We start from the raw sequence: 16,252 nt of genomic DNA on the forward strand, positions 1-16,252 counted from the left end.
ACATGACGCTGGACCAGTTGCGCATTTTCGTTGCCGTTGCCGAACGCGGCCATATGACCAAGGCGGCGGAGCTTTTGGGCATCTCCCAGTCGGCGGCGTCGGCGGCCATCCGCGCTTTGGAAGAGCAGCATGGCGTTCATCTGTTCAACCGTGTCGGCCGCAACATCGAGCTGGCTCAGACCGGCCACCGTTTCCTGCCCGAGGCCAAGGCGGTGCTGGAACGCGCCGCCGCCGCCCGAAATGTGCTGGAGCATGTCTCGCAGACGGTCGCCGGCAGCCTGTCGATCGCCGCCAGCCTGACCATCGCCAGCTACTGGCTGCCGCGCAGGCTGGCCTCTTTCCATGAAGCCTACCCGGCGGTGCGCTTAAGCGTCAGCATCGGCAACACTAGGCAGGTCGAGGCCAATGTGCTCGACGGCACCGCCGATCTCGGTCTGGTCGAGGGGCGCACCGAGTCAGACATCCTCCGCCGCACCAAGGTCGACGTCGACAGGTTGATGCTGGTCGTCGCCGCCTCGCATCCCGAAATCGCCGAGATCGCGCCGGGCCGCCCGGATATCAGAGGGCTGCGCTGGATCATCCGTGAGGGTGGTTCGGGCACGCGCGAGGTGCTGGAGGACCTGGCCCGCCGCGAGGGGATATCGCTTGGCGACCTGCAGATATTTCTGGTGCTGCCGAGCAACGAGGCGGTTCGCCAGGCGGTCGAGGCCGGCGCCGGCGCCACCATCATCTCGGACCTCGTCGTCGGACGCGCCGTCGCCGAGGGCAGTCTCCGGTCGGTGCCGCTCGAACTGCCGAAGCGCGACTTCGCCATGATCACCCATCGTGACCGCCAGGCAAGCCTGGCCCAGATGGCGCTCAAGGCGCATCTCGGCGCTGAAGCGGGGAACGGCATCCCGGCATAGCCGTCCTCAGGGCATCTGATATCGGTCTAGGGTCGGGGTGAAATGGTGCGGCCTCGTTTGGGTATTTATGGTCATTATGGGGTAGCCGCAGGTATGTGTTCAGGAGAACTTCCGCTGTGCATCCAGCGCCAGGCCAAGGCCGACCGAACCGAACATGTCGCCCTCGATAACGGCGGCTTGCGGCACCAGCGACAGGATTTCGCGCCGTGCCAGCGGGATGGCGGTCGAGCCGCCGGTGAGGAACACGGCGGTGATGTCGGACGCTTTCACGCCAGCATCGGCAATCGTCTGCCGCACCGTCGCGGACACCCGCTCGATCTCGGCGGCAATCGTCTCTTCCAGGCCGTCTCGCGTGATCTCGGCGGCAAAACCCGCGCCGGGCAGTGCCACCGTCACATCAGCCGAAGCCTGATCTGTCAGCGCGATCTTGGCTCGTTCGACCAGGCCGGCCAGCGCATGGCCGTAACGGTGCTCGACAATATGGATGAAGCGGTCGACAAGGTCGGCGCGGACGGCCTCGAAGCGGATCTGCCTCAGATGCGTCATCGCCTTGGCGGTGTAAACGAGGTTGATGCGTTGCCACGTCGCGAGATCAATGAAATAGCTCGCCGGCAGGTTGCGCTTGCCGTCTTTTGTCGACGTCAGATAGCCGAGCTTGGGCATGACATGGGCAATGCTGAGCAGCCGGTCGAAATCGGTGCCGCCGATATGGATGCCGCGGTTGGCCAGGATATCGTCCTTGCGGTCGCGTGAGCGGGCGCGTTGCGGCGAAACGCGCACGATCGAGAAGTCGGACGTGCCGCCGCCCATGTCGACGATCAACGCCAGTTCCTCGCGCTTCACGTCCTGCTCATAGTCGAGCGCTGCCGCGATCGGTTCGAACTGGAAGGCGATGTGCTTGAAGCCTTGCGCGCGCGCCGCCTTTTCAAGCTCGCTTTGCGCCTTGGCATCGGCTTCCACATCGTCGTCGACAAATTGCACCGGCCGGCCGAGCACAACGTTCTCCACCGGAGCGCCGGCATCTTCCTCAAGCCGCTTCTTCAAATGGCCGACGAACATGCCGACAATGTCGATGAAACCGATCTGCCGGGCCTTGATCCGCGTCTTCTCATGCGCCAGCGAACTGCCGAGCACGCTCTTCAGCGACCGCATCAGCCGGCCTTCGATGGCATCGGTGTAGTCGGCAATGGCGCGGCGGCCGAAATAGGTGTGACCGTCCTCGAAGTTGAAGAAAACCGCGCTTGGCAATGTCGGCTGTTCACCTTCCAGCGCCACCAGCCGTGCCTGGCCGTTGCGGATCACGCCCACCGTAGAATTGGACGTGCCGAAATCGATGCCGCCAAATGCCTGGTGCATTGCAGCCTCCTGTCATTGGGTCGTCGCTGTGGCAGGGGTCCGCAAGACGCGCGCCGTCCAGAGGCCTGACCGTTCTGCCGAATGATTGTGCGTGTTACCCGAGGTTGGGAGGCGGCGGTCTATCGCAAGACTGAGAAAAGGGGAACCCCTTTTCCCCGGAAATGGGTCCTGCGCGTCAATCCCTGCGGAAAATCAGCCTGCCGAGCCATCCCGTGATCATGGCCAGCGACACGGAGAAGACGCCGTAGAGAAAGGAGTAATCATGCGCGACGCGGAAGATCGACTGTTCGAAACCCGATTTGCGGATTTCGAGCTGGGCCGAGCTTTCCTTGAGGAACAGGCCGCTCTTGAACAGGAACGCGCGGGCTTTATGCGTTCCAACCGGGACGTTGGGCGCCAGCCGCACCGTGGCGCGAAACAGGTTCTGCGACAGGAACTGCACGCCGCCGACATTCTCGCTGTAGAGGCCGGTCGCCGCCTTGCGCTCGCGCAGCGCCACGGTGAATTCCTCGATCGTCGCCGGACTGTCGGTTACGTCGGCCGGTTGCATGTAAAGGTTGGAGGCGCCGAGCGACAGCTGCTTGTAGCTGTTGGGTTCGGTGATGTCCTGCAGCGGCCGTGTCGTGGCGACGGAGTAGGAGACCGGCACGTTCTCGAAGGTCTCCGATTCCAGGTTGACCCAGACGCCGAGCACCCGGTCCTTGCGGCGCACCACAACCGGCCGCGGCGGCCCTTCGAGCACGACGATGACGTCATAGCGCCCCTGCCGCGCGACCAGCGGGTCGGGGTTTTCCAGCGAACCGAAAATGGTCAGGTCGGCGCCGGAAAAGCCGGCGGTGATCGACACCGCGTCGGTGGAGAGACCGATCTGGATGCCTTCCGGCAAGGGGTTCGGCGATTGCGCTGCCGCCGGCAGAGCGAGGGCGAAAAGCAAAACGGCGGCCGAAAAAATCCCCCACCGCAGCATTAGTTCAGGCCCGCGGCGGTCAGCGAATAGAGGTTTGGCGGCGTGACGAAGAGATCGATGGCAAGCCGGATCGCGACCGCCAGCACCAGCAGCGCCAGCAGTGCCCTGAGCTGTTCGCCGCGCAGCTTCTGTCCTGCCTTGGCGCCATATTGCGCGCCGGCAACGCCGCCCGCCATCAGCAGGAAGGCAAGCATGACGTCGACCGTCTGGTTGGTGGAAGCATGAACCAGCGTGGTGTAGGCCGAGGTGAAAATAATCTGGAACAGCGAGGTGCCGATAACGACGTTGGTCGGCACTTTCAGGAGGTAGATCAGCGCCGGCACCATGATGAAGCCACCGCCGACACCCATGATCGACGACAGGAAGCCGATGCCGGCGCCGAGCCCGAGCACCGGAATGACGCTGACGAACAGCTTCGAGGCCCTGAAGCGCATCTTCAGCGGCAGCCGGTGGATCCAGTTGTGCTGGCCGGATTTCTTCAAGACCGGCGCCGCACCGCTGCGCGTCGCGCGCAGCGCATTGACGCTCTCGACCAGCATCAGCCCGCCGACGGTGCCAAGCAGCACGACGTAGAGCAGCGAAATGAACAAATCGAGCTGGCCGAGCCGACGCAGGAAGGCAAAGACAAAGATACCGCCGGTCGAGCCGACGATGCCGCCGGCCAGCAGCACCCCGCCGAGCTTGAAGTCGAGCGTGCCGCGCTTCATGTGCGACAGCGCGCCGGAGAAGGAGGAGGCGATAACCTGGTTGGCGCCGGTAGCAACGGCGATTGCCGGCGGGATGTTGTAGAAGATCAAGAGCGGCGTGATCAGAAAGCCGCCACCGACCCCGAACATGCCCGACAGGAAACCCACCGCCGCGCCCATTGCCAGCAGCACGAAGACGTTGACGGAAATTTCCGCGATCGGGAGATAGATGCCCACCCGTCAGTCTCGATCAGTTTGCCTGTCGGCGATTGCAGCCATTCCAGGGCATTGTCGCACCGAAAAGCCAATTCTTTCTTGCACCGCCGGGGCAGTGGGATCAAACCCCGCCGCCCTACCGAAACAAAAAACATCTCAAGCAGTTAACAGGCAAATGTATGGCAAGGGCGTCGCGTTAGCGACGCATCTGCCGTTATTTGTGCGCCAGCAGCGCCTTCACCAGCTTTTCGTCGATTTCGCCGGTCGCCTGCATCTTGTTGTCGGTCTGGAAAGCCATGATTGCGGTCTTGGTCTTGCCGCCCATCACGCCATCGGCGCCGCCGGCATCGTAGCCGTTCTTGTTGAGGATGAGCTGGATGTTCTTGACCGCCTTCTTCATGTCGACGCTGGCGGTGGTCTGCGGCGTGCCTTCCTGCCAGGACTCAGGAATGTCGGCCGAGTTGGACGCCGGGTCGAGCGGCTTCGGCTTCCACAGTTCCGTGGCGGCGCGCGCCCGCTCCAGCTGTTCGGGGCGCAGCGCAGTGGCGACTTCGTCGCGCTTTGCAGCCGCATCCTTGTCGCCGGTCTTGGCGACGAGCGCGAACCATTTGTAGGATTCCTCCAGGCTCTGCTTCATGCCGACGCCCTTTGCCGCCAGGATGCCGAGATTGAACTGGCTGTCCTTGACGCCGACATCGGCCGCCGCCTGAAACCAGTGCGCGGCCGATTCATTGTCGGTCACGCCGTCGGCGGCCATGGCAAACAGAACGGCCAGATTGTGCATGGCGCTGGCATTACCCTGCGCGGCGGCGAGCTGGTAGAAGGTCTTTGCCTTCTTGACGTCGCGCCTGACGCCGATGCCCTTTTCGTAGAAATTGCCGATGCGGTATTCCGCCGGTGCGAAGCCGAGCTCGGCCGACTTTTCGTACCATTTGGCCGCTGCCGCCATGTCTTCCTTGACGCCGCGCGATTCAGCATAGCGCGAACCGAGCTCGAACAGCGCCTTGGCGTCACCGCCGGCAGCCGCGTCGCGCAAGGCTTGCGGGCCGGCATCGGCCGGAACGTCTATCTTGGCCACGACAGGTGCTACCGCGGCATCAGCCGGCGGAACGGCGCCGGTAGTATCCGAGGCCGTCGTATCCGAGGCCGAGGGCGCCATGACGGCGGCCGCAGGCTGCGCGTCGGCAGCCGCCGGTTCCGCAGTGGCGGTGGTCGGCAGCATTGCATTTGGCGCGGGGGCCGGATCGGCCAAAGCCATCGGCGCTGGCGCGGGCTCCACCGCCGGCACTTCGGGCCCAGCGACCGAGGCCGCATTCATTGGCGCATCGTTGCCAGCTGCCGGTTCCGTGGGCTCCGCCTGCCTGACGATCCGGGCCGGCACGTCCTGAACGGCCACCTGCTGTTCTGCCTTGGGTTGGCTGGCAGCGTTGACCGAGGCAGTCTCGACCGGCTGCGAGGCGACGATCGGCGCTGTATCGTTGCTTGCGACCTCGACCGGGTCGGCGAAGAAGGCCTTGCCCAACTGGAGGCCGGCAAGCGCCAGCATGATCGCGACCGCTCCCATCAGGATCGGCTTGCGCCGCGCCTTGAGCAGGTCGCCGATACGAAGCGCCTTGACCGGGCCCTTCATGGTAGACTGGCGTTTCAACGCGTCGGCCTCGGCGGCCGCGGCCTGCGCCGCGCGCCTGGCCGCGGCAATGAAGTCGGATTTCGACGCATCGCCGGAGTTTTGGCGCACCGGCGGGCCGCGCTCGTCGCGCACGCGCTTCATGATGGCGTTGAGGTCGGGCGCGCCGGAGCCCGGCTCCAACGGTCGGTTGGCGAGCTTCGGATCGAGCGGCTCGTCGAGATCGACGCTCGGCATGTCGACATTAGGCCCCGAGCCGGCAAGCGGCGGCATGTCAGCCGGCTTCTTGCCCCTGAAGGCGCGCGCAAATCCACCGAACAGCGACTTCTTGGCCGTGGCTTCGCCTTTCTCGGCAATCCTGTCGGAACCGAGCGCTGCCTGGGCAGCGGCCGCGGCAGCCTCGGCTGGCGAGCGCCGCACGGGTTCGCTGCCCATGACCGGGTCGCTACGCGTACCCGGGTCGGCGCGCATATCCGGCTCGCTGCGCATGATGGCGGCGGCGCGGCCGTCGAGATCGGCCATGTCTCCGGTCAGCGGCAGCGGCTGGTCGATATCCATCGACGGCGCGTCCTGCACCGAAATCTTGGAGGCGCGTGCAGCGCGGGCCCGCCGCGCCGGCTCGGCCTGGGCATCCAGAAGCTCGCTCACCGCCTCGGCCGGTTCGCTGGTCTCCAGCGAGCCCAGACGATCGACGATCTTGAGCAACGTGTCGTGGATAGCCTCGAATGTCCGTGAATTGCGCTCGTCCGAACGGCGCGTCAGCGCTTCCAGCGTCTTCAGATCCTGAGCAAGGCCGGTAACGGCCGCGGTGTTGGCGTTGGAATCTGCCAGCGAGCGCACGGCGCTCTCGGCTGCTTCGCGTGCCGCGCCCATGATGGATTCGCGGGTTCCGGCCAGCGACTTCTCGATTTCGTTGAGGCGCGGGCTGATGTCCTCGAATTCCGGCAGCGGCGTGCCGGGCTTCGACAGATGCGCCGATAGGCTGGAGACCTGCGCCTCGAGGCTGCGGATCAGTGCCGGATCGATGCCGGCGACCTGCGCGGCCGACGATTCCAGCCGGCTTGAAATGTCTTCGAGCCGGCTTTCCAGGCCGCGGATCGCCGCCTCGTTGGCAGGATCGGGAATGCGCGTCTCCATGCGTTGGGCGAGCGCGGTGAAGCGTGCGTCGATGGCGTCCATGATGCCGGCGCTGTCAGCCTGCGGCTGGCGCTGGTCCAGCCGGTCGGCAACCTCGTCCAGCCGCCGCTCCAGATCGCGAAACAGCATGTTGCCCTGTTCGATGGCGTCGCCCTGCCGGCGTTCCATCATGCCCGACAGCACGTCGAAGCGCTGTTCCAGACCCTGGAAGATATAGTCGGCGTCGGGCATGGCCGGGGCGCGGTCGATCTTGTCGGCGATCATCGCGATCTGCTTGCCGAGGCGCTCCATCGCCTGTTCCGGCAGATTGGCGCGGCCGGCAAGCTCGTCGACCCTGTTCGACAGCGTGCTGAGACGGTCGAGAACCTCGCCGCTCGGACGAATCTGCACGACTTCCTCGATCTGCTGCGCCAGCGAGGCGATCCGCTTCTCGATGCGTTCAAAGGGTTCGGGGTCGAAGGAATTGGCCTGTGCGGCGACGGTCGAGGCGACGATGGCGCGCGAAATCTCGTCGAGCCGTTCGTCGATCAGGCCAAGCGTGTCGCCGCCGCGGTTGCTCTGCTGGCTGACGAAATGATCGACGGCGCCGGCAAGCGTGCGGACCTTTTCTTCCATCGAGCGCAGCGACAGCGATTCCGGCAGATTGTGGACCGCATTGCTGATCTGTTCGAGCCGGTCGGTCAGGGCCGAAAATCCGGGGCCGTCGGCGCGGTTGCGCTGGTCGGCGTCGACACGGTCCTCGAACGCGCTCCAGCGGCGGTCGAAATCGTCCCAGCGGCGGTCGACCTTCAGCACGCTTTCCTCGCGCGCCAATGTGTCGAGCGCCGTCTTTACCTGCTCGAGCTCGAGCCGCAGCATGTTGACGCTTCGGTCGTCGCTCTTCTCGGCCAGCGTCTGGATGGCGCCGGACAGCCGCTCGAATTCGACGCCGAGTTCGGCGCTGCCCTTGCCGGGCAAGCCGCCTGCCTGACCACCCGATTGGTTGCTCGCCTGGAAGGCCCGTTCGATGTCCTTGCGCAACGCGGCGAATTCGCGCTGCAGGCCGGCCGTCATCTGATGGCGCAGTTCCTCGCGCAGGCCACGCAATTCGCCGGCGATCTTGCCGACCACGGCGACGCTGTCTTCCTGGCCGCGCACGCGGTCGATGTCGCGCGCGATCGCCTGATAGTTCTGGTCGAAGCCGGCCGGCCCGGCGCCTTTCGGCCGCGGCGTGGGCTGCGGGTCCTCGTACCAGCGCGGCGGGGCGTAGGGCTGGGCGCTTGCGTAGCGCGGCTCCGGAGCGGGCCGGCGCGGATCGAAGCGCTCGGCGGCGTCCTCGCGCTTGCGCTCCAGCCGCTGCTCCAGCGTTTCCAGCGAGCGGTTCAATTCATCAAGTGTGGTGTTCGGCCTGCGCGGCCTGCCGGCGTTGAGTGTATCGAGATAGGACCGCTTGCTGTTCATCGATGCGTCCGTTTTTCAGAATGGCTGGCTTGCTGCCAGTTTCCCAAGTCCTTGTCGGGAACGAAGGCGGCCGCGCGGCACTGCTGCGGCGGAAGACGAGCTTCCCGGGCCAGGCCCGCTCTCCGAAAAACCGTGAAAAATTCGCTACAGGATAAACACGGGTGACCGACATCCGCACATTTCACCCATCGTGGTAAACAAGGTGTTAACCAAGCTTAAGAAGTTACGGCATTGCTGAAATACAGGCGGTGCCCGTTCGGACCCGGCGCCGGGGGTGCGGCATAAGGTTTCGCAATCCCAGAACGCCCTTGCGTCATGCGACGGCTATCGTTATAGAATTGACGTAAACGTAAGAGGGGCGCCGTTCGTGCCTTTTGCGATGAATTAGTTGAAACCACGACTGGAAGCATGCCCCCGCTTCCACTCAGGCGTTGCAAGGTCCGAGACCGCGATGCCACGACAGGGGAAAGCCAGTGACTATGAAACTTGTTTCGCCCGGCGAAGCCGCGGCCAACACCAACAATATGTCTGCCGAAGCCAGTGAGGAGCTCGTGCGCATCGGCGAGATGGCCAAGAAATACGGCGTGACGCTGCGCACGCTGCGTTTCTATGAAGACAAGGGCCTGCTCAATCCGAAACGCGATGGGGCAACGCGCCTCTACACGCGCCGCGACAAGGCGCGGCTGAAGCTGATCCTCCTCGGCCGCAAGGTCGGGTTCTCGCTGCGCGACGTCAAGCAGATGATGGATCTCTACGATCCCACGGGATCCAACACCAAGCAATTGCGGCTGGCTCTCGACAAGTCGGAGAAGCAGCTAGCCCGCCTGCAGAAGCAGCGCGCGCTGATCGACGACGCCATCAACGAGCTGAGCGGCTCGATGTCGGCCGTGCGCCAGATGCTGTCCGAGCGTTCGGCCCCGGCCAGCGCCGCCAGCTGATTTTGCTCCGCAGCTCCCGGCGAAAGCTTTGAACTTAAGAGCCGCGCGGCCGCCCGCGCGGCTCTTTTTGTTTGACCCCCCTCGCTTTGCACAAAGCCATGCACCGCTCGTGCCGATAGGCTGGCATAGGTAAATTTTGTCCCGGCGACAAAATTGACGTTTACGCAAACGTCAATTTTTGCTATCCCGCTTTCAACATTGGCCCGCATGCCGCCCCAACCTCATGTTTCGGGGCTCGATCTCGCGGCCAAGACCCGCATGGTGGAGGAAACACATGCCGATCTACAGGGCGCCGGTCCAGGACACGCTGTTCGTGCTCAACGAGGTGCTGGGTTATCAGCGCTACTCCAACCTTCCCGGATTTGCCGACGCGACGCCCGACGTTGTCGAGGCGATCCTCGCCGAAGGCGCCAAGCTCGCCGAAAACGTCATGCATCCTCTGAACCGCGTCGGTGACATGGAAGGCTGCGTGCGCCATGAGGACGGCTCGGTGACGACGCCGAAGGGCTTCAAGGAAGCCTACGACCAGTATCGGGAAGGCGGCTGGATGGGACTGGCGGCGCCCGTCGAGTTCGGCGGCCAGGGGCTGCCCTATGCCGTGCACACCGCGGTTGCCGAATACATGGTTTCGGCCAACATGGCGCTGATGATGTATCCCGGCCTGACTCAAGGCGCTATCGCTGCGATCATCACACACGGCACCGACGAGCAGAAGGCGACATGGCTGCCGAAGCTGGTCGAGGGGTCCTGGACCGGTACCATGAACCTGACCGAGCCGCATTGCGGCACCGATCTCGGCCTGCTGCGCACCAAGGCGGTGCCGAACGGCAACGGCACCTACAAGATCTCAGGCCAGAAGATCTTCATCTCGGCCGGCGAGCACGACATGTCGGAAAACATCGTCCATCTCGTGTTGGCCCGCATCGAAGGCGCGCCGGCGGGCGTGAAGGGCATCTCGCTGTTCATCGTGCCAAAGCTGAAGCTCGATGCCTCGGGCAATCCGGGCGAGAAGAACACGCTCTCCTGCGGGTCGATCGAGGAGAAGATGGGCATACACGGCAATTCGACTTGCGTCATGAATTATGACGAGGCCGAAGGCACGCTGCTCGGTGAGGCCAATGGCGGCCTGAAGGCGATGTTCACGATGATGAACGAAGCCCGGCTCGGCGTCGGCCTGCAGGGCCTGTCGCTGTCCGAGATCGCCTACCAGAACGCGGTCTCCTACGCCAAGGACCGGCTGCAGGGCCGCTCGCTGTCTGGCGCCAAGGCGCCGGACAGACAAGCCGATCCGATCATCGTCCATCCCGACATCCGCCGCTCGCTGATGACCATGAAGGCCTTCAATGAGGCCGGCCGCGCGCTGGCGCTGTGGACGGCGATCAAGTCCGACATCGCCCACCGCTCCGCCGACGACAAGGATCGCCAGGCGGCCGACGACTATACCGGCCTGCTGACGCCGGTGATCAAGGGCGTGCTCACCGACAAGGGTTTTAACCATGCCGTCATGGCGCAGCAGGTGTTCGGGGGCCACGGCTACATCGAAGAGCACGGCATGAGCCAGTTCGTGCGCGATGCCCGCATCGCCATGATCTATGAAGGCGCCAACGGCATCCAGGCGCTCGACCTCGTCGGCCGCAAGCTTGGTCTGAATGGCGGCCGCGCCGTGCAGGCCTTCTTCAAGGACGTCGGCGAGTTCTGCGAGGAGAACCGTGCCGACGACAAGCTGGCGCCGTTCACCAAGGCGCTGAAGAAAGGCCTCAACGATCTGCAGGCGGCGACCATGTGGCTGGTGCAGAACGGCATGGCCAAGCCCGACAATGCCGGCGCCGCGTCGACCGATTACATGCATCTCTTCGGCCTTGTGGCGCTGGGCTACATGTGGGCGCAGATGGCCAAGGCCGCGCTCGGCAAGACCGGCGCCAACGGCTCGCAGTCTGTCCACGAAAATGGGGCTTTCTACGACAACAAGGTGGTGACGGCGCGCTTCTTCATGGAGCGGATCATGCCCGAGACGTCGGCACATCTGGCCCGCATTTCCAGTGGTGCGGACACGCTAATGGCGCTGCCTGCGGAAGCGTTCTAGAAATGGCTGGCGTCCCCCTCCCCCTAGAGGGGAGGGTGGCCCGAAGGGCCGGGAGGGGTCCTGCGTGCAGTGCGCCGGCTGGTTGGCGCTTTGGTAGGAGATGATCGCAATGCGCCAAACCCGCGTCAATTCCGAAGATAAGGTCGAGCACGTCATCGGCGACCCCACCCGACCGCTTCGCGGCCACCCTCCCCTCGAGGGGGAGGGGGACGTTGGCGCGGGAGAAACGGCATGACAAATCCATCAGAAGTGCTCTCCTTGCCGACGCCCGCCTGGGCGGCGGACGAAGTCGGCATGCTCTACGACATGGCGCATCGCTTCATGTCGGAAGAGATCGCGCCGCGCTACGACGAGTTCGAGAAGAACGAGATGGTCGACCGCGAGAGCTGGCGCAAGGCAGGTTCCGCCGGCCTGCTCTGCGCCTCGATGCCGGAGGAATATGGCGGCTCCGGCGGCACCTTCGCGCATGAGAGCGCCATCATCGAGGCGATCGGCCATGTCGGCGTCGACGGTTTCGGCATCGGCCTGCACAATGCGATCGTTGCCCCTTACATCCTTCATTACGGCTCCGAGGAGCAGAAGAAGAAGTGGCTGCCGAAGCTGGCAACCGGCGAACTGATCGGCGCCATCGCCATGACCGAGCCGGGCGCCGGCTCCGACCTACAAGGCGTCAAGACGCGCGCCGAGAAGGACGGCAACCAGTACAAGATCAACGGCTCGAAAACCTTCATCACCAATGGGCAACTGGCCAATTTCATCATCGTCGTCACCAAGACCGATCCGGCCAAAGGCGCCAAGGGCACCTCGCTGATCGTCGTCGAGACCGACGAGGCCGAAGGCTTCGAACGCGGCCGCAACCTCGACAAGATCGGCCTGAAGGCCAACGACACGTCGGAGCTGTTCTTCAATGATATGCGCGTGCCGACCTCGAACCTGCTTGGCCACGAAGAGGGACAGGGGTTCATCCAGCTGATGCAGCAATTGCCGCAGGAGCGCCTGCAGATCGGCACCGGCGCCATCGCCATGATCGAACGCGCGCTTGCGCTGACCATCGACTACGTCAAGGATCGCAAGGCCTTCGGCAAGGCGATCATCGAGTTCCAGAACACCCAGTTCAAGCTCGCCGAACTGAAGACCGAGGCGACCATCGGCCGGGTCTTCTACAATGATTGCGTCACCCGCCACATCAATGACGGCCTCGATCCGGTGACGGCGTCGATGGCGAAATACTGGCTCTCGGACCTGCAGGGAAAAGTCGTCGACCAATGCCTTCAATTGCATGGCGGCTATGGCTACATGAATGAATATCCGATCGCCCGCATGTTCCGCGACGCCCGCGTCCAGCGCATCTACGGCGGCACCAACGAGATCATGAAATTGCTGATCGGCCGCTCTCTCTGAGAGCGACGTCGGCAAAGCAAGGAGCAAGCAAATGGCCGAAGCTTATGTCTATGACGCCGTGCGCACACCGCGCGGCAAGGGCAAAAAGGATGGCTCGCTGCACGAGGTGCCGGCGGTGCGGCTTGCGGCCAGGACACTTGAGGCGTTGCGCGACCGCAACGGCCTCGACACCGCAAACGTCGACGACATCATCTTCGGCTGCGTGGACCCAGTGGGCGAGGCCGGCTCCGTCATTCCGCGTGCCGCCGCCTTCGAGGCCGGCTACGATAACAAGGCGCCGGGCATGCAGATCTCGCGCTTCTGCGCTTCGGGTCTCGACGCCATCAATTTCGGCGCCGCCAAGATCGCTCAAGGCGCCGACGAGATCGTCATTGCAGGCGGCGTGGAATCGATGTCGCGCGTCGGCATGGGCGCCTCGGGCGGCGCCTGGTTCATGGACCCGTCCGTCGGCCTGCCCGGCTGGTTCGTGCCGCAAGGCATATCGGCCGATTTGATCGCCACCAAGTATGGTTTTTCGCGCGACGACGTCGATGCCTATGCGGTCGAGAGCCAGAAGCGCGCCGGCAAGGCCTGGGCCGATGGCCGTTTCAAGAACTCCGTCATACCGATCAAGGACCAGAACGGCCTCACCATCCTCGATCATGACGAGCATATGCGGCCGTCGACCGACATGCAGTCGCTGGCCTCGCTCAACCCGTCCTTCGTCATGCCTGGTGAAATGGGCGGCTTCGACGCGGTCGCCGTGCAGAAGCACCCTGAGGTGGAAGAGGTCAATCACGTCCACCATGCCGGCAATTCGTCGGGCATCGTCGACGGTGCCGCCGCAGTGCTGCTCGGCTCCAAGAAGGCCGGCAAAACGATGGGCTTGAAGCCACGCGCGCGTATCCGCGCCTTTGCCAACATCGGCTCCGAGCCGGTGCTGATGCTTACCGGTCCGGTCGACGTCACCGAGAAGCTTCTGAAGCGCGCCAAGATGAAGCTGTCGGATATCGACCTGTTCGAGCTTAACGAGGCCTTCGCCTCGGTGGTGCTGCGCTACATGCAGGCATTCGAAATCCCGCACGACAAGATCAACGTCAATGGCGGCGCCATCGCCATGGGCCATCCGCTCGGTGCCACCGGCGCGATGATCCTGGGCACGGTGCTGGACGAGCTCGAGCGCCGCGATTTGAACACCGCTCTGGTGACGCTCTGCATCGGCGCCGGCATGGGCACCGCAACGATTATCGAACGCGTCTGATTTTCGGCCGGAAGGAGAGAGACATGACTTATACAAACTTCACGGTCGACACCGACGCAGACGGCATCGCGCTGGTCACCTGGAACATGCCGGACCGCTCGATGAACGTCTTCACCGAAGAGGTAATGAACGAGCTCGACAAGATCATCGACCAGGTGGTGGCCGACGCCGCCATCAAGGGCGCGGTGATCACCTCGGGAAAGGACAGCTTCTCCGGCGGCGCCGACCTGACCATGCTGCAGAAGATGCTGGCCGTATTTGCCAAGGAGAAGACCAAGGACCCGGAGAAGGCGGCACAGCTTCTGTTCGACAATGCCGGCCGCATGGGGGGCCTGTGGCGCAAGCTCGAAACGTCGGGCAAGCCCTGGGTCTCGGCGATCAACGGTACCTGCATGGGCGGCGCGTTCGAGCTGTCGCTGGCCTGTCATGGCCGCGTTGCCGCTGACTCCGAAAAGGTCAAGATGGCCTTGCCGGAAGTCAAGGTCGGCATCTTCCCCGGCGCCGGTGGCACCCAACGCGTGCCGCGCCTGACCGACCAGCAGCAGGCGTTGCAGATGCTGACCACCGGCCAGACGCTGTCGCCGCAGAAAGCCAAGGCGATGGGGCTGATCCACGAGATCGCCGAACCCGGCAAGCTGATCGAGACCGCCAAGGCGATGATCAGGAACGGCCTGAAAGCCGTCCAACCCTGGGACGAGAAGGGCTTCAAGCTGCCCGGCGGCCTGATCTATTCGCCCGCCGGCTTCAATCTGTGGCCGCCGGCCATCGCCATCCTGCGTCGCGAGACCTACGGCAATTATCCGGCCGCCGCGGCCATCCTGAAATGCGTCTATGAGGGCCTGCTGGTGCCGTTCGACACCGGTCTGCGCATCGAACAGCGCTATTTCACCGAAATCATGCAGTCCAAGGAAGCAGCAGCGATGATCCGCTCGCTGTTCGTCTCGCTGCAGGAGCTCAACAAGGGCGCCCGCCGCCCGGCCGGCGTGCCGGAGACCAAGTTCAAGAAGATCGGTATTCTCGGCGCCGGCTTCATGGGTGCCGGCATCGCCTTTGTCACCGCCAAGGCCGGCATCCCGGTCGTCCTGCTCGACCGCGACATGGCGTCGGCCGAAAAGGGCAAGGCGCATTCCGACAGCCTGATCTCCGATCAGGTCAAGAAGGGCCGCGCCAAGCCCGAGGAGAAGGACAGACTTCTGTCGCTGATCACGCCGACGGCCGACTATGCCGATCTCGCCGGCTGCGATCTGGTGGTCGAGGCGGTGTTCGAGGATTCGGCCGTCAAGAAGGCTGCCACCGAACAGGCCGAAGCCGTGCTGAAATCGTCAGCGGTCCTCGCCTCCAACACCTCGACCATCCCGATCACTGCACTGGCCAAGAATTCGGCGCGGCCGAAGAATTTCGTCGGCATCCACTTCTTCTCGCCGGTCGACAAGATGATGCTGGTCGAGATCATCCTGGGCAAGAAGACCGGCGACAAGGCGCTGGCCACCGCGATCGATTTCGTGCGCGCCATCAAGAAGACGCCGATCGTCGTCAACGACACGCGCGGCTTCTACGTCAACCGCTGCGTGCTGCGCTACATGTCGGAAGCCTACAAGATGCTGATCGAAGGCGTTCCGGCGCCGATGATCGAGAACGCCGCCAAGGCCGCCGGCATGCCGGTCGGCCCGCTGGCGCTGACCGACGAGACGGCGATCGACCTTGCCCAGAAGATCATGAAGCAGACCATCAGGGACCTCGGAGACAAGTCTGTCGACCCCAGGCAGATGGCGCTGATCAACACGCTGGTCGACACCCATGGCCGCTTCGGCCGCAAGAACGGCAAGGGTTTTTACGACTATCCGGCCAAGCCTGCCAAGAAGAAGCTGTGGCCGGGCCTGAAGGATCTCTATCCGCAGCTGGAGGCCGAGAAGGTCGACTATGAGGAACTGCAGCAGCGCCTGCTGGTAACCATTGCGCTGGAGGCGGCCCGGGTGATGGAAGAGGGCATCGTCACCGATCCGCGCGAGGCCGATGTCGGCTCGATCCTCGCCTTCGGTTTCGCGCCATTCACCGGCGGCGCGCTGTCCTATATCGACGGCATTGGCGCCAGGGAATTCGTCAGAATAGCCAAGGGCCTGCAGAAGAAATACGGCGCCGAGTTCAAGGCGCCCAAGCTGCTACTCGACCTGGCGGAGAAGGGCGAGACCTTCTACCAGCGCTTCGATCCCTATGCGAAAGGCGAAGTGCAGAAGGCCGCTTGAGCTAGCGCCCCAT

10 protein-coding genes are annotated in these 16,252 nt (G+C 64.1%); 6 read left to right on the forward strand and 4 right to left on the reverse strand.

The window, feature by feature from the left end; translation table 11 throughout:
- Window positions 1-2 precede the first annotated feature (2 nt).
- Window positions 3-905, forward strand: a complete 903-nt coding sequence (locus tag NKH38_RS16715; protein WP_023730955.1) for a LysR substrate-binding domain-containing protein — start codon at window positions 3-5, stop codon at window positions 903-905.
- Between the two features lie 99 nt (window positions 906-1,004).
- Here the strand turns inward: NKH38_RS16715 and NKH38_RS16720 are convergent, their stop codons facing one another.
- The 4 genes from NKH38_RS16720 to NKH38_RS16735 all read right to left on the reverse strand — a co-directional run bounded on the left by NKH38_RS16720 (window position 1,005) and on the right by NKH38_RS16735 (window position 8,334).
- Window positions 1,005-2,261 carry an Hsp70 family protein gene (locus NKH38_RS16720; RefSeq protein ID WP_352761970.1) on the reverse strand — a complete coding sequence of 419 codons (1,257 nt, stop codon included), beginning with the start codon at window positions 2,259-2,261 and terminating at the stop codon, window positions 1,005-1,007.
- A 175-nt stretch (window positions 2,262-2,436) separates the two neighbouring features.
- Entirely contained in the window at window positions 2,437-3,228 is a 792-nt protein-coding gene (locus NKH38_RS16725) for a TIGR02186 family protein (protein WP_023692548.1), read from the reverse strand.
- Window positions 3,228-4,151: a sulfite exporter TauE/SafE family protein gene (locus tag NKH38_RS16730; RefSeq protein ID WP_023730957.1), complete on the reverse strand. Its 924-nt coding sequence runs from the start codon at window positions 4,149-4,151 to the stop codon at window positions 3,228-3,230. Before NKH38_RS16730 ends, NKH38_RS16725 begins: the two co-directional genes overlap by 1 nt.
- Window positions 4,152-4,344: 193 nt before the next feature.
- A complete protein-coding gene (locus NKH38_RS16735) occupies window positions 4,345-8,334 on the reverse strand; it encodes an SEL1-like repeat protein (protein WP_023730958.1) in 3,990 nt (1,329 codons plus the stop codon).
- A 479-nt stretch (window positions 8,335-8,813) separates the two neighbouring features.
- Here NKH38_RS16735 and NKH38_RS16740 point away from each other — a divergent pair, with 479 nt between their 5' ends.
- The 5 genes from NKH38_RS16740 (at window position 8,814) to NKH38_RS16760 (ending at window position 16,239) form a co-directional block, all read left to right on the forward strand.
- Window positions 8,814-9,272 (forward strand): MerR family transcriptional regulator, encoded by a 459-nt coding sequence (locus tag NKH38_RS16740; RefSeq protein ID WP_023669610.1) that lies wholly within the window; start codon window positions 8,814-8,816, stop codon window positions 9,270-9,272.
- Between the two features lie 274 nt (window positions 9,273-9,546).
- A complete protein-coding gene (locus NKH38_RS16745; RefSeq protein WP_352761969.1) occupies window positions 9,547-11,355 on the forward strand; it encodes an acyl-CoA dehydrogenase in 1,809 nt (602 codons plus the stop codon).
- 231 nt (window positions 11,356-11,586) lie between these two features.
- Entirely contained in the window at window positions 11,587-12,756 is a 1,170-nt protein-coding gene (locus tag NKH38_RS16750) for an acyl-CoA dehydrogenase family protein (RefSeq protein WP_352761968.1), read from the forward strand.
- 31 nt (window positions 12,757-12,787) lie between these two features.
- Complete coding sequence (locus NKH38_RS16755; RefSeq protein ID WP_023669613.1) at window positions 12,788-13,996, forward strand: acetyl-CoA C-acetyltransferase; 1,209 nt, start codon at window positions 12,788-12,790, stop codon at window positions 13,994-13,996.
- Between the two features lie 23 nt (window positions 13,997-14,019).
- The gene (locus tag NKH38_RS16760; protein WP_352761967.1) at window positions 14,020-16,239 is read left to right on the forward strand and encodes a 3-hydroxyacyl-CoA dehydrogenase NAD-binding domain-containing protein; all 2,220 of its coding nucleotides are present in this window, start codon (window positions 14,020-14,022) and stop codon (window positions 16,237-16,239) included.
- The last annotated feature ends 13 nt before the right edge of the window (window positions 16,240-16,252 follow it).

It is taken from the genome of Mesorhizobium sp. M1078, assembly GCF_040318615.1.
Lineage (GTDB): Bacteria > Pseudomonadota > Alphaproteobacteria > Rhizobiales > Rhizobiaceae > Mesorhizobium.